The 18633-nt window shown below is 42.4% G+C and carries 20 protein-coding genes; 14 read left to right on the top strand and 6 right to left on the bottom strand.

Annotated features, from left to right (window positions below; all coding sequences use genetic code 11):
* Positions 1-217 precede the first annotated feature (217 nt).
* Genes folB through LP667_RS14305 form a run of 7 tightly spaced genes read left to right on the top strand, consistent with a single transcriptional unit; the run spans position 218 to position 5300 of the window.
* Entirely contained in the window at positions 218-586 is a 369-nt protein-coding gene (gene folB, locus LP667_RS14335) for a dihydroneopterin aldolase (protein ID WP_021730707.1), read from the top strand.
* On the top strand, positions 576-1088 hold the full coding sequence (gene folK / locus LP667_RS14330) for a 2-amino-4-hydroxy-6-hydroxymethyldihydropteridine diphosphokinase (RefSeq protein WP_021730708.1): 513 nt from the start codon (positions 576-578) through the stop codon (positions 1086-1088). Before folB ends, folK begins: the two co-directional genes overlap by 11 nt.
* Positions 1081-1650, top strand: a complete 570-nt coding sequence (folE, locus tag LP667_RS14325) for a GTP cyclohydrolase I FolE (protein WP_021730709.1) — start codon at positions 1081-1083, stop codon at positions 1648-1650. The genes folK and folE overlap by 8 nt, the downstream gene beginning before the upstream one ends.
* Positions 1651-1658: 8 nt before the next feature.
* Positions 1659-3023, top strand: coding sequence for a bifunctional folylpolyglutamate synthase/dihydrofolate synthase (locus LP667_RS14320; RefSeq protein WP_021730710.1), 1365 nt, complete (start codon positions 1659-1661; stop codon positions 3021-3023).
* Positions 3020-3607 (top strand): non-canonical purine NTP pyrophosphatase, encoded by a 588-nt coding sequence (locus tag LP667_RS14315; RefSeq protein ID WP_056988464.1) that lies wholly within the window; start codon positions 3020-3022, stop codon positions 3605-3607. The genes LP667_RS14320 and LP667_RS14315 overlap by 4 nt, the downstream gene beginning before the upstream one ends.
* A 24-nt stretch (positions 3608-3631) precedes the next feature.
* Positions 3632-4780, top strand: coding sequence for a dihydropteroate synthase (gene folP, locus LP667_RS14310; RefSeq protein ID WP_033609987.1), 1149 nt, complete (start codon positions 3632-3634; stop codon positions 4778-4780).
* Positions 4752-5300 (top strand): DNA-3-methyladenine glycosylase I, encoded by a 549-nt coding sequence (locus LP667_RS14305; protein ID WP_021730713.1) that lies wholly within the window; start codon positions 4752-4754, stop codon positions 5298-5300. The genes folP and LP667_RS14305 overlap by 29 nt, the downstream gene beginning before the upstream one ends.
* Before the next feature lie 368 nt (positions 5301-5668).
* On the opposite strand, the gene LP667_RS14300 is transcribed toward LP667_RS14305, so the two are convergent.
* The 3 genes from LP667_RS14300 to LP667_RS14290 form a co-directional block, all read right to left on the bottom strand.
* Positions 5669-5833, bottom strand: a complete 165-nt coding sequence (locus LP667_RS14300) for a hypothetical protein (RefSeq protein WP_021730714.1) — start codon at positions 5831-5833, stop codon at positions 5669-5671.
* 221 nt (positions 5834-6054) lie between these two features.
* Positions 6055-7515, bottom strand: a complete 1461-nt coding sequence (locus tag LP667_RS14295) for an ABC transporter substrate-binding protein/permease (RefSeq protein ID WP_056988463.1) — start codon at positions 7513-7515, stop codon at positions 6055-6057.
* A gap of 237 nt (positions 7516-7752) precedes the next feature.
* The gene (locus LP667_RS14290; protein ID WP_021730716.1) at positions 7753-8640 is read right to left on the bottom strand and encodes a cation diffusion facilitator family transporter; all 888 of its coding nucleotides are present in this window, start codon (positions 8638-8640) and stop codon (positions 7753-7755) included.
* A gap of 138 nt (positions 8641-8778) precedes the next feature.
* Between LP667_RS14290 and LP667_RS14285 the strand changes: the two genes are divergently transcribed.
* From LP667_RS14285 to LP667_RS14270, 4 genes are all read left to right on the top strand, one after another.
* A complete protein-coding gene (locus LP667_RS14285; protein ID WP_021730717.1) occupies positions 8779-9123 on the top strand; it encodes an ArsR/SmtB family transcription factor in 345 nt (114 codons plus the stop codon).
* 278 nt (positions 9124-9401) lie between these two features.
* The gene (gene trhA / locus LP667_RS14280) at positions 9402-10040 is read left to right on the top strand and encodes a PAQR family membrane homeostasis protein TrhA (RefSeq protein ID WP_021730718.1); all 639 of its coding nucleotides are present in this window, start codon (positions 9402-9404) and stop codon (positions 10038-10040) included.
* A gap of 372 nt (positions 10041-10412) precedes the next feature.
* Complete coding sequence (locus LP667_RS14275) at positions 10413-10721, top strand: DMT family transporter (protein ID WP_003642504.1); 309 nt, start codon at positions 10413-10415, stop codon at positions 10719-10721.
* 14 nt (positions 10722-10735) lie between these two features.
* Positions 10736-11119 carry a DMT family transporter gene (locus LP667_RS14270; RefSeq protein WP_021730719.1) on the top strand — a complete coding sequence of 128 codons (384 nt, stop codon included), beginning with the start codon at positions 10736-10738 and terminating at the stop codon, positions 11117-11119.
* 85 nt (positions 11120-11204) lie between these two features.
* Here the strand turns inward: LP667_RS14270 and LP667_RS14265 are convergent, their stop codons facing one another.
* Positions 11205-12329: a vitamin B12 independent methionine synthase gene (locus LP667_RS14265; protein ID WP_021730720.1), complete on the bottom strand. Its 1125-nt coding sequence runs from the start codon at positions 12327-12329 to the stop codon at positions 11205-11207.
* 464 nt (positions 12330-12793) lie between these two features.
* Here LP667_RS14265 and LP667_RS14260 point away from each other — a divergent pair, with 464 nt between their 5' ends.
* Positions 12794-13840 carry an AI-2E family transporter gene (locus tag LP667_RS14260; RefSeq protein WP_021730722.1) on the top strand — a complete coding sequence of 349 codons (1047 nt, stop codon included), beginning with the start codon at positions 12794-12796 and terminating at the stop codon, positions 13838-13840.
* A gap of 93 nt (positions 13841-13933) precedes the next feature.
* Here LP667_RS14260 and LP667_RS14255 read toward each other — a convergent pair whose 3' ends face one another.
* Complete coding sequence (locus tag LP667_RS14255; RefSeq protein WP_244926162.1) at positions 13934-14584, bottom strand: LexA family protein; 651 nt, start codon at positions 14582-14584, stop codon at positions 13934-13936.
* Between the two features lie 187 nt (positions 14585-14771).
* Here LP667_RS14255 and LP667_RS14250 point away from each other — a divergent pair, with 187 nt between their 5' ends.
* Both LP667_RS14250 and LP667_RS14245 read left to right on the top strand, forming a co-directional pair.
* On the top strand, positions 14772-15179 hold the full coding sequence (locus LP667_RS14250) for a hypothetical protein (protein WP_050584248.1): 408 nt from the start codon (positions 14772-14774) through the stop codon (positions 15177-15179).
* Positions 15180-15306: 127 nt separating this feature from the next.
* A complete protein-coding gene (locus tag LP667_RS14245) occupies positions 15307-17418 on the top strand; it encodes a glycoside hydrolase domain-containing protein (protein WP_021730724.1) in 2112 nt (703 codons plus the stop codon).
* A gap of 354 nt (positions 17419-17772) precedes the next feature.
* On the opposite strand, the gene LP667_RS14240 is transcribed toward LP667_RS14245, so the two are convergent.
* Positions 17773-18306 carry a hypothetical protein gene (locus tag LP667_RS14240; protein WP_021730725.1) on the bottom strand — a complete coding sequence of 178 codons (534 nt, stop codon included), beginning with the start codon at positions 18304-18306 and terminating at the stop codon, positions 17773-17775.
* Positions 18307-18633: the final 327 nt, after the last annotated feature.

The following is an 18633-nucleotide window of genomic DNA, read 5'->3' as shown; positions in this document are numbered from 1 at the left end:
ACGGTTTTAATTCAAATGTAAATCAAGATGGAGGCGTAGCTGGCTTTTAGTCCAGAAACGTCTTTTTTTGATGGTTTGAATACTTGACGCAGCACTTTTTTCGGTTCCCGAACGATTACTAGTTTTTATGGCGTTATTTGGCTGATTACTATCATATTGATCGTCCTTCATGCTATGATTGTAAGTAAAAATGAGCAAGAAAGAGGCTGGGATACTTATGGGCATGATTCGAATTAATAACTTACGGTTTCACACGTTTAACGGGGTACTCCCGGAAGAACGTCGTAACGGTCAACAACTAGGGCTAGATATTGCCATTAAATATCCTATCGAAACAAAGGTTCAACATGATGACGTCCATGAGACGATTAATTATGCGGTCGTGCGCAACGTGGTCGATGACTTTGTAACGACTCATTCATACAAGTTGATTGAATCGCTAGCAAATCACTTATTACAAGCATTACTAACGAGTTTTCCAACGGTGGATGCGATCAATATTAAGATTCGTAAATACAGTGTTCCCATGCCCGGAATTTTTGATAATGTGGAAATTGAGGTGGAGGGGACGCCGGATGGTAAGTAGTGAAGAACGAGTTTATTTGAGTGTTGGGTCCAATATTCATCCCCGCGTCCAAAATATTCAGCAGGCCCTTAGTCGATTACGGGCGGTCAATGGCGTCAACGTGATTGCTGAATCTCATTGGTATGAGACACAGCCATGGGGTAATCGTGATCAAGCGAACTTTTACAATGTCTCGGTGGCCTTGACAACTAGCTTAACCCCGGACGAACTATTGGATGAATTACATACAATTGAGCAAGCTGGTCACCGCCAGCGCTTGATTCATTGGGGACCGCGCACAATTGATTTAGATATTATTTTCTGGGGTGATCAGCAAATCAACACACCAGTGCTGACGATTCCGCATGCGCAGGCGGCTAAGCGTAACTTTGTGTTACTGCCAACCGCTGAAATTGCGAGAGCGGATCCACTGGTAGGGCCCCAAGTGGCCCAATTGATTGCGGCCAATCAGGATCAGAGTTGGATTAAAAAAGTAAGAAATGTGAGTGAGTTAGATGATTGATGAGAAGAACCAAGCAAAGATTGAACACGCGGTACGCGAAATTTTAAGTGCGGTCGGTGAAGATCCTGACCGACCAGGATTGGTCGAAACACCAGCACGAGTTGCACGGATGTATGCGGAAGTCTTTGCGACTAAGACCGCCGCACCATTTGACAATTATAAGCTGTTCAAGGTTGAGAATCCGACCGAAATGGTGTTACTTAAAGATATTCCGTTCTATTCAATGTGTGAGCATCATCTGTTGCCGTTCTTTGGAACGGTTCAAGTTGCTTATGTGCCACAACATGAACAGGTCATTGGGTTAAGCAAAATTCCCCGGTTGATCGATTATTGCAGTCAACAGCCCAATGTTCAGGAACGCTTGACAGTTTCGATTGCGACGGAATTACAACGGATTCTTGATCCGGCTGGAATTGCAGTCTCAATCACGGCCCGGCATATGTGCATGGAGATGCGGGGTGTCAGCAAACCGGGTGTGCATACGGAAAGTAGCTATTATAGTGGCCAATTCAAGACGGATTTAGACTTGAAACGAGAATTTTTACAACGAATTGCAAAGTAGGTGATGGAGTGGACGCAGCGGCAATTGAACAACGATATCAAGACTTATTGTCCCAGCTGAACCAGGCAATGCTTGCTAATAATCATCAGCGCGTTCCGTTACTACGGCGAATCATGGCCCATCTTGGTCACCCCGACCATTACTATCACGTCATTCATATTGCGGGAACTAATGGTAAGGGGTCTACGGGAGCCATGTTGGCTAGTATTTTGTGGGCGCAAGGCTACCAAGTTGGGCGCTTTAGTAGCCCCGCGATTAATGATGCACGTGAACAACTGCAATGTAATGGAACTTGGATTAGCCCGGCAGAATTTATTGATACGTATGATGAGATTTTACCAGTATTGCAAAATATGGGACTGGATGCTAATGACGTGTCTATTTTTGAATGGTTTTTTCTCATTAGTGTCGTTTGGTTTCGCAATCAAGACGTGCAATGGGCGGTCATAGAAGCCGGCTTGGGCGGCTTGTACGATGCGACTAACGCTTTAGCTAGTCCCCAACTAACGGTGTTTACTAAGATTGCCCTCGATCACACCGCCATTCTTGGGCCCACGATTACTGCGATTGCGCAGAACAAGTCTAAGATCATTAAACCCCACACAACGGTTGTCACGTTGAATGACCAATACTCAGAAGCCCTGGCCGTCTTACAGACCGAAGCGCTCAATCAAGGTGTCCGGCTAGTGACCGCTAAACACGCGCAACTGACGGTGACTGAGCAAACGCTCACGCAGACGGTCGTTGATGCCCATAGTCAGCTCTTTGATTGGACTCAGTTAACGGTCGGGCTGAGCGGTACCTATCAGTTACAAAATTTGCGACTGGTTCTGACAGTGGTTGCGGTGTTGCAACAGCAACAAGTTAACTTGACAAACGGTGCGATTCGTCGTGGGCTGCAACATGTCAACTTACCGGGCCGACTGACCGTGTTGCAGGAACAGCCATTAATTATTGCCGATGGTGCGCATAATCCGGATGGTATAACAGCGCTAGTCACCAGTATTAAACAATTGCTAGCTGATCGTCAGTTGATTTGGGTCGTAGGGGTCTTGCAAGATAAAGCCTATCCTAAAATGCTTGCTAAAATATTACCAGCAGCTGAGATCCTCATTACGAATACTCCGGCGAATCCCGAGCGAGCGTTATCTGCTACTAAGTTGGCGCAAACGGCCACGAACTTGTTGACACCAGCATTTATGGCGGCGACCAATTTGGCGCAACTACCAACTATTCTGACGGCCACAACGATTACGGACGCACTGGCCCAAGCAAAGCAACAAGCGACAGCTAATAGCGCAATTATTGTGACAGGGTCATTTTACGTTATTCGTGAGTTACAACAGGCTGGCTGGCCGGGGTTGGGCCAATGATGAATACTTGGTTGATTGCCTCTAATAATGAGGGGAAAAGTCGCGATTTGATTGCCTGTTTAGATTACTACGGCTTAACCGCTCGCCAGTACTTATCCAGGTATCCCCGCCTAACCTTTCCGACTGAAACGACGACTAGTTACAGTGACAATGCCGTGGCTAAGGCCCGTTTTGGCGCGCAACAACTAGGTGTGCCGGTCATTGCGGATGACAGTGGCTTAGAAATCCCGGCATTACCAGATTTATTAGGGGTAACAACGGCACGGGACTTAGGCGTGGCAGTCGGCGGTTCTGATCGTAATCAAGCGATTTTAGCGGCGCTACGCGATGTTCCTAGTGCTCAGCGGCGTGCCGTGATGCGTGCAACGTTAGCGGCTGCTTGGCCAGATGGTCGGATCGTGGTCGTACAAGCGGCCGTCGCTGGTTATATCGCGCAATCCCAAATTGGTCGCTATTCTGGCGGATTCGATCACATCTTTTGGTTATCACGCTATGGCAAGACCCTGGCCGAATTACCAACAACGTGGCGTATCCCACTGACGCACCGGGGACAAGCCGCCTTAAAATTAATCACAAAACTTTAAAAATTGGAAGGATCGGTGGAGTAGATGTTAGTACAAGATGTCACCAGTTCATTAGCACAAGCAACGGATTTTGCGAGTCAGGCGTTGAATGCCCAAGTTCAGCGACAACAACAATTAGTTTTGCGTTTTAGTGATTATAATCGGGAGCAGCAACTCCGATTAACCCAACTCTGTCAGCAATTAGATGGGGTTGTTCAGGCTAGTCCTGAACAGTTAACAGTTTTATTGAATCAGGCGGCCGGCCGCCAGCTGGCTCACCAGTGGTCGCTGGTCTTTACGGATCAAGCAATCGTTCAAATTCAATTGACTCAAATTATGAAACAATATGATGTTTTCTGGCAGGCCGGTGAGCATCGTTTTAACCTCACGAAAAAGCCGATGATTTATGGCATCATGAATATCACACCCGACTCCTTTTTTGATGGTGGTCAGTACAAGACTAAGGATGATGTGCTCAACCACGTGGATGAGATGTTACAGGCGGGTGCCGATGTGATTGAGGTGAACGGACAAACGACGCGGCCTGGTTTTACTGAAGTCACACCAGAAGTCGAATTAGAGCGGACATTGCCATATATTCGGGCAATCAAGGAACGATTCCCAGAAGCAGTGTTAGCAGTCGACACTTATAAGTACGATGTCATGCAAGCCGTCTTGGAAGCGGGTGTCAGCATTATTAATGATGTGAATGCCTTTACGGATGATCCCCGGAAGCTCAAGCTGTTGGCTGACAGTCATGTTGGTTTGCTAACAATGCATAGTAGTCGTGAGCAGGAGTATACTGATTTGACGAGCAGTATGCGGGACTTTTTTGAGCAGAATCTGGCAACGCTCACAAGCCATGGAATTGATATTGAACGGATTGCTTTGGATCAAGGGATTGGCTATTCACAAGTTGCACATGGTGAGCAGGATTACGTGATGATGCGAAATATTGACGAGTTTAATTATTTGCGACGCCCAATGATGGTAGCTATTTCGCGGAAAGGCTACTTAGGTTTGTTGCTAGGATTGAAGAAGGAAGATCGGTTACCGATGACGTTGGTGACCGAAGCGGCAATGATGCTTAAGGGTGGCCGAATCATTCGGGTCCATGATGTGGCTGAAACCAAACAATTGATCACGCTGTTAGGGCGGATTGAGAATGGCTATTGGTTATCTAATAATGATTAGCCCAGATGATTTTAACGATATTACGGCTAACGGGGTCGTAGATTATGATGCTTACTTTGGTACGCCTACGCATGATGACCACGTCTTATTTGAATTATTAGTGGTCGGTATCTTGCAAGTCGGCTTGGGCTGGCGAGTCGCCGCCAGTCAGTTACCAGTGTTGCGACAACACATGGCGGGATTACGTGTGGATGCTGTCGCTGCCATGGATGAGCCGGATTTTGAACGGTTGATGATTACGCCCAAAGTGATGCACAATGGGCGTAAGTTACGTGCAATTATTCAGGATGCGCGTGCCATTCAACAGTTACAGGCCGAGTATGGTAGCTTTAGTAACTACCTGTGGGCGTTTGTCGATGCGACGCCGGTCATTATGCCGGCCCCCGATGATGAATTACCGACGCGCTCGCCCCTCGGTGCCCGGGTTGCGAAGGATTTACATCGGCATGGTTTTACCTTTGTCGGTCCAGTCGTCACCCACATGTTTTTGTTGGCGGCGGGATTGATTAAACTGAATTAGTCAGAATTAGGCTGGCGGATGCTAGCCTTTTTTGTTTGATCGTCTATCCCTGTGTATTTTTGTGAGTAGGAATATTCGGAGTGTGAATACATGCAAGGTGGCCGTTTTAATCCGGAGTGGTTATTAGTTTCATCGGCTCGTTATTCGGCATATTACCATGCAGCGGCAATACGAAGAGCAAGTTTGCAATTGAGCGTAAGGTGTAAAGAAAAAGTTTGAATAATTGGTGATGATGGCGTATCGAACCTAGAACTAGTCTCAACGTTTTCTAAGTGCTGGTGAAAATAGCAAAAACACGTCGCAAGAGTAAGTAACGATCTTGCAACGTGTTGTAGGGTGATTTGATTTTGTTATCTGCGACATGACTATTAGTTGGCAGCTGTCGTGTCTGGTAACAGCCACATCGTCACCAGGCCAATCAGCCAAGCCACTAAGAAGAACCCCATTGCAGCTGGTAATTGATAGCCAACTAGCCATTGGCATAACAAGATAAGCGAGATAATGATGCCGATAACGCGATTGATGATGGTCATGTGAGCGCCTCCTAGTAGGTTAGCTGAGAATTAAGTGAACCGTTTATCTGAATTAATAAATATTACTTAAATTATATAATGAATGGTGTGATATGTGCCAAAATGTGCGTTAATGTCTTAATTTAACGTACGAACGTCGAATATTATTGAATATCATAAAAAACGATGCCGCTGAGGTTGCGGTATCGTTGGGTAGGTGAAGATAGTAATGTTTATCTCGTTTATTCGTAATTAAGGTGTTGTTCATAATAATGTAACAAACGTGTTAGTAGCCAACAAATAATGAAATAGATAATCATGGCAATACCAATGGGAGCTACGCCGCGGTAAGTGTCTGCTTGTACAATCCCGACTTGATAGATTAATTCGGTGATCCCAATGATTGAAACCATTGAAGTGTCCTTGATTAAGTTGATAAACTGATTACCGAGCGCGGGCCAAATAATTTTTACGGCTTGTGGTAAAACGACATACCGCATATTAGCATTTTTTGAAAGTCCTAAGCTCGCAGCGGCTTCAGATTGACCAACATCAACGGCCTGAATGCCACCCCGAATAATTTCACTTAGATAGGCAGCGCTGTTTAAGACAATTGCAATTATCCCAGCAGTGAGTGCTGAAACATCGACCAGCATTCCGATCCCAAAGTAGACAAACATAATTTGGACCATGAGTGGGGTACCACGGACAAATTCTACGTAGGCTGTTGCAAACCAGCGTAGAGGGAGCAAGCGATTAAAGCGCAATAGTGCCAAGCACAATCCAAGAATACTGCCGCCAATAATTCCGATTAGTGCAATCAGTAGCGTATATTCCAATCCTCGGAGAAAATAGTGTCGGTAGTGCCACATTGAAGTGTCTGCTGTGTTGACTTTTAAGTATTTACCGGCAGTTTTCAGGTATTGCCGTTGAATGAGGTGCTGGTGTTTAATTTTTGCCAAGGACTGATTGATTGCGGCGGTCAAACTTTGAGCGCCCTTCGGAAGTGCAATCGCATTGCCGGCCTGGGCACTACTAGTCTTAAAATGGCCATTAACGGCAACCAAATTAGGATCGTTTTTAGCATAGGCCGTGGCGGATGCTGTTCCTTTGACGACAGCAGCAACTTTGTGAGTCTTAAGCGCAAGAATCAGATTAGCTGCACTACTCATACCAATTAGTTTGGCATTCGGCATCTGTTGTTTGATTAAGTTGTACTGCAATGTGCCCGTTTCAGCGGCAACTTTTTGACCATTGAATGCCGATTTTGTTGGATATTTGTTGTGTTCAGTTTTATTAAGTAAGATAGATTCGCCTTCTGTGTAATAGATGTTGGTAAAATTAACGCTTTTACGTCTGGCGGGGGTCGGACTCATCCCTGATAAAATGATGTCGACCTTGCCGGTTGTTAAGGCAGGTAGTAATGAATCGAATGATAATTTCTTAACCACAAGCTTCACACCGAGATCCTTGGCAATTTGTTTGCCAATTTCAATATCCATTCCGACAATTTGGGACTTGCCGTGTTTATTAATTTGAAATTCGTAGGGTGGATAGTTAGGTGAAGTGCCCATAACTAGGGTGCCCTTGGCTTGAACGTGGGCTAGAGATGCATCGGTATCCGCATGGACGGGACGTCCGTATGTTAAACACCCGAATAATAATATAATACTAAATAATCCCCAATGCCCTAAAAATTTCATAACTGAGTTCCTCCACACCTTTGAATTACATTTAGTATAGTTGTCAGTGACTATTAATGCAATATATTTCGATAAAAATAAATTTTTATGCATTTAATGAATAAACTGTTATTTGCAAAGCCAGCAAAAGTAATTGCCTAGTAAATTCAGACATTACGGGAAAACAAAAATAACAATGTCGGTATCATCACCGAAACATTGTTATTTTTAGTGTATCCTTATTCATTTTTTGCTAGACTAAATCGAACTATCTGTCGTCTCATAGTCCACCTTACCAAGTTCAATCTGAATCGTGATGTGAGTCAACGGGAATCGGGCACTCAGGTCCTTATTCAATTGCTCCAAAAAAGCATTATTGTCAGCTAATGTTGAGCGACAGAGATGGACGGTCATGGCCGTTTCAGTAGTGCTCATACCCCAAATGTGCAAATCGTGAATCTGGTTGACCGTGGGTTGGCTAGTCAAGTAGTCAGCAATTGCTTGGCGGTCAACATTGTTCGGTACAGCTTCCAGTGAATAATTCATCGCATCTCGTAATAAGCCCCAAGTACCGATTAAGATGACAACCGCAATAATCAGGGAAACGACAGGATCAAGCCAGAACCAGCCAGTCTTCAAAATAACGAAGCCGGCAATCACCACACCGACTGAAACCCCGGCGTCGGCGGCCATGTGGAGAAACGCGCCCTTAATATTAAGATCGTGTTTTTGCCCCTTCATAAAGAGCAATGCAGTAAAACCGTTAATAACAACTCCGACAGCGGCGACGATGATGACGTCCCATTCTGCAACGGGGCCGGGATTACTGAGGCGTTGGATGGCTTCGACTGAAATGGCCCCAATGGCGACTAACAAAAAGACGGCATTGAAGAGGGCGGCCAAGATTGATGAGCTTTTGTACCCATATGTGTACTTGTCGTTGGCGCTTTTTTGTCCAAGCCAGATTGCCAGCCAGGAGATCAGTAAACCGAGGACGTCACTGAGATTATGTCCCGCATCGGCGACCAAGGCCAATGAGCCGCTCGCAAAACCGTAGCCGGCTTCTAAAACAATGAAGGCGGTATTTAACGCGACGCCAATCTTGAAGGCACTGGTCTGTTGTTGTATTTGATGGCTGTGTGCCATATGAATCACCTACTTCTTAGTTGAATTTATCCTTGTTATGGCTATAATTTAAATATGAATGAACAAGCATATGAATGTCTGTTCATGTGTATTGTAACACGCTTACATGACAATCTCAATTAGAAATTGGAGTTTATGATGGAAAATGAAATGGACCATGAAATGATCGTCGAACGGTTGGCCGAGCTGATGCCACCGACTGCTGAGCTCAATCGGATCACCGCGATTTTTAAGGCGTTGGGTGATCCAACCCGCGCCAGAATCATCTACGCACTGGCCGTATCTAAGCTGAGTGTGGGTGAATTGGCGACAGGATTAGCCCTGACGCAGTCGAATGTGTCTCATCAGTTAACGGTCCTCAAACAATTAAAATTAGTTGTGGGGACGCGTAGTGGCCGTAACGTGCACTACCAGTTGGCCGATAAACATATCATTAGTATTTTTCAGCAGGTCGCAGCTCACGCTGAAGAAGCCGATAATTAGGTCGAATAGGTGTTACCACGGATCAGTTATGATGAGTGGTAAGTGCCGCGTGGGCGATCGGGTAGGATTTAGACACCCATGGCCTGGAGGACCGCACGATGAGATGACTTTGAATATAGGATTGTGTTTAGTATGGCACCAAGAAATGGCTAATTTCGTGGTGCTATTTTTGAACTAGTTATGTTTTTATTAATTACCTAGTTTCGTAAACTAGATGTATTGATATTTACACTATGTGATGGTATGCTAGTGTCAATAATAAATCTGAGGTGATTAACATGGCACAGTCGGCACGACAATATCAAATAACAAATGAAGTCCTCAACTCAGTGACACATGGGATTGGGATTATTTTAAGTATCGTTGCATTTGTCTTCTTGATGCTCAAGGCATATGCGGATGGTCAGCCTCTAGAATGGGCGGCGTTTATTATTTATGGCTGCTCACTATTTGTATTGTATACGTGTTCGACGTTATTCCACGGGTTATATTTTACGCGCGCCCGCGAAGTTTTTCGCATCTTCGATCACAGTGGTGTGTACGTACTGATTGCCGGAACCTACACACCGTATAGTTTACTGGCGATCAAAGGTTGGTTGGGCTGGACGATCTTGTTAACGATTTGGACTTTGGCGATTGCTGGGATTACGGTTAATGCCGTGTGGCCGGGACGCCTGAAAAAGGTCGAAACAGTCATTTATGTGCTGATGGGGTGGATGTGTTTGGCCGGTGGTCGGCAGTTATGGGACCATTTAGGCGTCACGGGCTTTTGGTTATTAGTTGCTGGGGGCGTCGCCTTTACCTTGGGCGCCTTACTATATAGTTTCCCACGGATTAAATATTTGCACGTTATTTGGCATCTATTCGTGATGGTGGGGACGACGTTGATGTTTTTCTCAATTTATTTATATATTTAAGGATGACTGTGGGGACTGGCTGACGAGCTGGTCCTTTTTTGCTATAGATGTGGGGGAGAGAACCGTATTTAATTCACAGGTAACGCTTTAAATACAGTTCTCTACAATTTGATGTGGTAATGGCGAAAAGGTTTCCAAAGTAGGCGGGTATCCGAATGGTAGCTAGTACGTACAATTTTTTATCTGAACTAGTCACCGCCGCTAAGCTAACAAAAGTTTTGAAATTAACTGGCTAGCTCGCAGTAGCCTAGTGCAGAACAGGCTTTATTTTTGTCATCAAACTGTAATCAGCCAGGCGTATCTTTTGATTGCCTTTTTAAATAAACTTCCGTAGAATAGTAGGACAACGAAATTTTTAGTGAGGTGATTAAGATGGCATACGGGTTATTATTTGGTGGCATTTTCATGGAAGTTTTAGGGAGCTTTTTCTTAAAGCGCGCAAACGGTTTTCGGAACTTAATACCAACGATAATGGTGTTGGTTGGGTATTTTAGTTCGTTAGTCCTTGTAACGCTTGCAATGCAACGCCTGCCGTTAGGGGTGACGTATGCCATGTGGGCTGGACTGGGCACGTTTGCAACCGTTATTTTAGCGGTCGTCGTTTACCGCGAACGGCTCAGTCTTTCACGGTTGAGTGGCTTAATTGCAATCGTGGTCGGGGCGATTTTACTAAACATTTAAATCAAGGGGGAATGATGATGCGTGCATGGATTCAATTAGTTATTGCGATTGGCGTTGAAATTGCGGGGACCAGCTTGTTGAAGTTATCAGCTGGATTTAAGTACCCCTTGATTGGGATTGTGGGCATGTTACTATACGGCCTGGCGATTTTTAGTTTTTCACGGGCATTGAGTAAGATTCCACTGAGTGTTGGTTATGCAATCTGGGCCGGGGTCGGCACAGCTGCGACCGGCTTGATTGGAATTTGGGCGTTTGGCGAAATCTTGACGGGTTTGAAGACGCTGGGATTCATGGCCATTATTACGGGTGTGATTCTATTGAACATGCCTGCTAAGGCGACTAAAACGGCTACTGCGACGCCGCGCTTGGCACGGTGGCGGACCCGGTTTAACCGGTAATTAAAAAGATCGCGAATCTGGATGACTTTTAAAGCAACTAGGCTTGAAAATCATCGTTTGATTCGCGATCTTTTTGGTTATTCAATTAGGATTCTGGCCAGACTTCCTTAGCCGTACCAATGACTAGTGCCAGCTTGGCCCACTGTTGGGCTTCAGTCAACTGATTGCCTTCTTCAGTTGAGGCAAAGCCACATTGGGTCGATAGCGCGAGGTTAGACAACGGGACCTTAGTGGTTGCAGCTTGAATTCGTTCCTTGATCACAGCGGTTTTTTCAAGTTCTGGAAACTTAGAAGTGACCAGGCCAAGAACGATTCGTTTGTGATCATCGTGATTCCAAATCTGGTCTAAGACTTCGAAGCCACCCGCCCGTTCGTTATCATATTCTAAGAACAGCCCATCATAGTTAAGCTGGCCAAGGTAGGGTGCGACCACGTCGTAACTGCCCGAGAAGAGGTACGTGGACTTAAAGTTACCCCGGCAGATGTGGGTCGTGACGGTCAAGTCGTCCGGTAGGTCAGCTAAGGCTGCGTTGATCACTTTGACGGCATCGGTCGCCCACTTAGTATAGGTCGCGTGGTCAGCTTCAGGGTCATTAAGTTTGCTGATCAAGAAGGCCCACGTCGTATCATCTAACTGAATGTAGCGACAGCCAAGGTCGTAAAAATGTTGAATCGTGTCGTGGTATGCTTGGGCGAGATCATCTAAATAAGCGTCCCAGCTATCATAGAATTTGGTCCAATTGTCACTCCGATTATCGCGGAATAACATGGTTGGTGATGGGATTGTTTGTTTAGCGAGTACACCGGCGGGCACGATTGATTGTAAGTATTCAAAGGCAGCAAAGAACGGGTGGTCGGGATTATACGCGACTTTGCCAATAAGTTCAGCGTTATCTGTCCGAGTGTGGTCGCCCTTGAATTTATAGCTTTGGTGATAATCGTATTTATCAACGCCATTTAATCCCCAGAGAAAGTCTAAGTGCCACCAGCTGCGTGAAAATTCGCCATCGGTCACGGCCTTGAGCCCAAGTTTAACTTGTTCAGCGACGACCCGTTTGATTTCAGCATGCTGGATTTCAATTTCTTGGTCACGCGTAATTTCGCCAGCGGCTAATTGTTCGTGAGCCTTTTTCAAACTAGTGGGACGTAATAAGCTACCGACGACATCAAAGCGGAATGGGGCGGTTAAAGTTGTGGTTGTAGTTGTCATTAAATATCAAACTCCTTAAATTTTATTAGGAACGAAAAAAGCGTCGTCCTGAATAATGTTAATCATTATTCAGGACGACGCTGGGCCGTGGTACCACCTGAGTTCTAGGCTAGTGAACTAGTCTACTCGATACAGCTGCCATAAGCTTTTGGCAATTGCTAACGCGGGTAACGGTTGTTAAACCGGCTTTAGTTAATGCTGGTTACTTTGTTGCTCGCCAGACACTCACCAAAACGAACTAGGGCGAAGACCATCTTCATAGGATACACCGGTACCGTTTCACCAACCCGATACTCGCTAAACGGCGACACCTATTACTCATCTTTTAATCGTTCTTTAATTATTGACACTTATCATACTGGTAATTATTTTAAATGTCAAATTTAATTTAAGGCTGGAATCGGTGGGCGGGATTAATCTATAGACATGCTATAATGCAAGTAATATGCGATTGGGGGCAAATTATGGACAGAATCATTCGTTTTTTCAAGCGGGATGACGTTGACTTGTACTTAACGTTGGCGTTATTAATCATCATAATCTATTTAATGCGCGGGTTTGCGACGGTCGTTTTATTAACGACGATTTTTGCGTATTTGGGCATTAAACTTAGTCGGTGGTTAAACCTCCGAACGCACTTGCCGTATTGGATTGCCGTCATCGTGGTCTACGTTGGCGTGATTGCGTTATTTATCGGTGCGCTATCGTACGCGGCGCCTACCTTGGTCGATCAGTTGAAGGTCATTCCAGATATGTTGGCTAAAGCAATCACTAATCATCCGGTATTGAATAAGAATATTGATAAATGGGTTAACCAAGCCATTCATAGTAGTGAATTGATTCAAAACGGGAAGGCGTTACTCGTCACCGGTATTAAGGGACTGAGCGAGGTCGGGACTGGCTTTACGCACGTCCTAATGGCAATCTTTTTGAGTTTTATCTTTGCAGTTTCGCGGGGACGAATGATGGTCTTTGGCCGCCAATTCTTGCAGTCGAAGTTCAAAAAGTTCTTCACGAACGTTTACTATTTAACGCATAAATTCGTTATGATTCTGGGACGGATTATTGAAACACAACTGGTAATTTGCACGATCAACACGATTCTGATGACGATTGGATTCATGATTATTGGGATGCCGAGTATCATGGTGTTGTCGATCATCGTCTTTATCCTAGGCTTAGTGCCGGTGGCTGGCGTATTGATTTCAATGATTCCGCTAACCTTACTGGGTTTTGCATCGGGTGGCTTGATTCGGGTTGTCTGGATCATCGTGTTAGTCATTCTAATTCACGCCTTCGAATCTTATTTCCTCCATCCGCGGCTAATGGCGGACCGGACTGATTTACCAGTCTTTGTCACTTTCATCACGTTGATTATTATGGAAAGTCTATTAGGAGCCTGGGGTTTGATCATTGGGATTCCAATCGTTTCGTTCTTCCTAGATATTTTGGGCGTGCAGAATTCTGAGCCGCGGCGGGTGACGTCGAGTAAAAAGGCAACATCAAGATAGTTTTAAAAGTAAAGAAAATTTGAAGCGCCTTACAATTATTAGACTCATTTGTCCAAGAATTGTAAGGCACTTTAAAGTTTGTAGATACTAACTTTATAACTGTACAGTATATCGGATTGCTTTACCGATAATACGTCCAGGGTGAGAATCATCTAATACTATTGGCTGGTATGCTGGGTTATCAGGATTTAGAATTACTGTATCGTTCTTACGAATAACGCGCTTTAAAGTTGCTTGGGTATCATTATCTACTTGAACGGCCGCAATTTCGCCATCTTCTACGTCAGGTTGCCGATGTATTAATACGAGCGAACCATTGGGTATAGTAGGACTCATTGATTGACCCACAAGGCGCAAGTAAAAATTTTCTCCACTGGGTAATCCAGAAGTTACTTCATCCACTGTACCATCAATATTTTGTTCAGCAAAAATTGGCGATCCACCTGCAATATTACCAATTATCGGTATCTTAACAATAATATCTTTGTGATCGTTTTTGGATATAAAATTAAGGCTAGAGTCCTCAATCAAAAAGGATTTTGGAATGCTAAAATAATTAGCAATTTTTTCAATTGATTTTATGCGTGGAAAAGTACGTGCATTAAGCCAATCGGCGAGAGTCGTATACTTCACATTCAATGCAATAGATAGCTGTTTACGACTAATTTGATTGTCTGCTAATAATTTTTTTAAATTATTGGCAAAGATATCATTATTATTCATGGGAGTATTTTCCTTTTTCAATAGTTTAATACGAGTATTCTAAGACTATTTCATTATAGTAGGTTCAGGTATTATTATCAACGGATAAACCGTAAATTCTTGATAGATGAGTTTGAACGTACTGTTGATTTTCGCTTTTAACCGTAGTATGCTAGCTTCAAATAAATTATACGGTTAAACCGTATTTGCTAGGATTAGGAGATTATAAATGATGGATAAAACTATAAAAAACTATTTAGAACAAGTTTTACGAGATTACCCACGAACCGATAAGTACATTGAAAATCGAATGAAACAATTGTCATATTTCAATCATAATTATAAAACGCACTCTACCAATAATGAAGATAAAAATACGATGATCACCATGATAGCAATAAATATCAATACTGATCGTAGATTAACACAACTTGAACTGAATAGAACTGCAATTGATTATTGTTTAGGTAATAGTGATGAATTAACAAAAAATATAATTACAGAACTATATTTAAAATCACATCCTTTTTTAAATTTAGAAGGAGTGGGGAATAAGTATCATACTGATAAAGCGACAGTTAGTAGACATCGTATGCACTTTTTTGAACTATTGGCAAAGGAACTGGGACTGGTATAATGACAGCCTTTTAGAAAGCAACAAACTTGCAAATTTGTATTCTGTTTTCCATTTATATTATAGATATGGTCATTGAGTTTGGTATTAAGTACGATGAGCATAATATTAAATAGAAGAGGGCTTTAGTATGGCAGATGAACAAGTTTTAAAAGTTCAAAAGTGGTTAAACAGTACCTACAGTGACATTTCTGGATTTGATTATGTGAAAGAAAATGGACAAACTGGATGGAACACCATCTATGGATTACGAGAAGGGCTACAACATGAACTTAAAGTTTCACCAGTTCAACAGGGGTTTGGAGAATTAACCAGAGCAGCCTGTGATGGAATTGTTGGTAAACTAAAAGTTGATTATTCCGGTAATATTGCTAAGTTAATTCAGGGTGCATTTTGGTGTAAAGGTATTTCACCAAATGATTTTTCAACTAAATATACTGAGGATACCATCAGTGCTGTGAAAGAGCTTCAAACAGATGCTGGTATTACGGCAGATGGAAAGATGACAACTAATTTAATGGCTGCATTATTTGATATGAGCGCTTTTGTATTAGTTGTGGATGGTGATCCTAAGATTCGTCGGATGCAGCAATGGTTGAACGCTAACTATGAATCCTATATTGGTGTCCGCCCATGTGATGGGCTTTACCAACGAGATACCAATGAAGCGCTGATTTATGCACTTCAGGCTATTGAAAAAATGAGTCCGAGTGAGGCGAATGGAAACTATGGCAATCAGACAATTAATTTAACGCCTACAGTTAATGTAGGCGACAATGGCGCTATTGTTAAATTAATTCAATATGGCCTATATGTTAATAATTTTTATCAAGATGGTGATTTCGATGGCGTATATTCTTCAGTAGTTGCAAATGAAGTTGAAAAATTTCGAAAATTCATGATTTTGCCCGTTGATAGCTTAGATAATAAAAAATATTCTGGTATTGCTGACATGCGTGTGATTAAAGGCCTACTGACAAGTAATGGTGACACTTCACGAGATTCTGTTGCATTTGATACTGCTACTCAATTAATCGATTCAAATATGATTCAAAGATTATATAACTCCGGCTTCTCTATTGTTGGTAGATATTTAACCGGGACTGTGGGTGATGATTTTATTGATAAAAGTTTATCTTTAGATGAAATCGATAAACTTACAACAGCCGGATTTTCAATCTTTCCAATTTATGAAGATGGTGGATATAAGCAAGAGTATTTTACAGAAGATCAGGGGACAAAAGATGCTTACCTGGCTGCCAATGCTGCCCGAAATCTTGGATTTCCAGATGGGACGCCCATTTATTTTGCTGCTGATCTAGATCTTCAAGATGGTGATATTGATGGAACCGTCATTGCCTATCTTCAAGCTGTTCGATCATCACTAACGGATTTGGGGTATGAGACTGGTTTGTATGGTACTAGAAACACTTGTCGGCATGCTGCAGAAGGCATGGAAATCAGTAACTTTTTTGTAGCCAGCATGTCATATGGTTGGAGTGGAAATTTAGGATTTCCGATGCCTAAAAACTGGTGTTTTGATCAATTTGTTGAATATACGACTGGATCAGGTGTGGGAATTGATCAAGATGCGTCATCGGGGCTTGATAAAGGAGTAAGTAAAAACGAATTTACAACCACTGGTGTGAGTGCTGATGATGCTCTTGAATATATTCTGAAAAATACTGATTTGCATCTTGATGGCAGTTATACAAAAGCTTATGGCCCAATTAAAGTAACTTATAATGCAACTCAGGAAGTTGCTAATAAAAATAGTAATTCAGTCCTTACTATTTCAAATGGGGAACTTCCGGAAACTGATTTTACTGCTTTGTTATCATCAAAGTTTGCTATCCCGGAAAGCATAGGACATTTAACTTTAACCGGCTTAAACGAATGGGGAATTTCAGAAAAAATAAAAAAAGGTAATTTTGAAATCGAAATCGGAGCTGATCACAGTGGCGAGTTTGGTTTTAAATTGAAATATTACGTTTACCAAATTGAAAAGGGGACATTAAATGAAACGCTAACAATTGAAGTAGATGTTAGTTTTAATAGTAATGATTTTGATGATTGGCCAGATTATGATCCTGTGGAATCTTTTAAAGCAACAATGTATGAAGCAGCAGCAGTGGCTGTAATTATTATTTTAGGTGGAGTTTTCTCAGGTGAAGTTGCGGTTGGCGGTGCGGCAGCAGCAATTGTTGCACTATTAACTAGATTTTTAACTACGGGTGCATAGTATTTTTACTGATAAAGAAGAGGCTGTGATATAAATAGTTTCTGTACAAGCAAATAGGACGAGAAATCGAATTTTGATTTCTTGTCCTATTTGCTTAATTCTTTATTCACGTCCGCTAAAATATTTATGCCGTCAAAAAAAGAAATATAGCTAAGAACCATTTATTTTGACGTAGATACTGGGCTAGTTGAGTTGAACTATCGGAGGTGCACCTAACTCATCGAAGATTTTAAGATAACAAATCGTACGATAAGATGGTATTTGGTTCGGCGTTAACCAATCAGCAGGATTGCTTTTGAGTGGCCATCTCAACCGGATCTATTTGGGGGGTGTGCCAAAGCCCCGTCTTTACTGTTAAAAAGCGAAGTATGTTCCAACCGCCATGATTAAATATAGACTTGCAAATAATTGCAACCAATATTTATTTAGTCGTTTATGATCTTCTGTATTCGGTAATAAAAATGGTTGTTCTTCAATGGAGTGTTCTTTCCAAATTGGTTGATTTTTCCAAAAATGATATAACTGGTTGGATAATAACATGAAATTCGGAATAACAAGCATAAAACAAATAAGAGATGGTATTGATAGCTTTAAATCTAGATTAAATCCTATGACGATGAAAAGCCAAATAGATCCACCTAAGAATCCAAAATCAATGATGCATCTCTCCGTCCAATAAGCAATTTTATTACGTAGAGAATCATGAGCATAAGTAAATAGAATTTTGGCTTGTATCTTTTTGAGATTTTTTTTGCTGGTTGATTTTTTTATATACAAGCTCCAAAACCGCACTTCATTTTCTTGTGTAAAACTATTGATTTTTTTTAATACACTAACAGAATATATTATTAATCCAACTTCAATAAGAGCAAAAAAGATCATTATCAACGAATTGTTCCTCCTATATTGTAAATAATTCTCTTGCTTGTAATTGTATAAATTTATTGTTATCAGTGAACAGTATTGGTCATTTGTATTATTTCTCCTCATAGTAATCCCTTGTTTTGACTAATTAAGACTTTTGGCGATTTCCTTTTAGAGACCTAGATTAGTTAACACAACGATAGTAATAGCTAGAAAAAACAATAAAATATAATGTTAAGAGAAGAACCATTACTAGTAAGTTGATTATACGTTTAGTTGTAAAAAAGTTCAAAACATGAGGTAGGTTCCTGGCATATGCTGTATGTCAGCCTAATAACTATTCTCTTAAAT

Origin of the sequence: Lactiplantibacillus paraplantarum (assembly GCF_003641145.1) — a bacterium.
Classification (GTDB): Bacteria; Bacillota; Bacilli; order Lactobacillales; family Lactobacillaceae; genus Lactiplantibacillus; species Lactiplantibacillus paraplantarum.
This window is presented reverse-complemented; position numbering and strand designations above follow the sequence as displayed.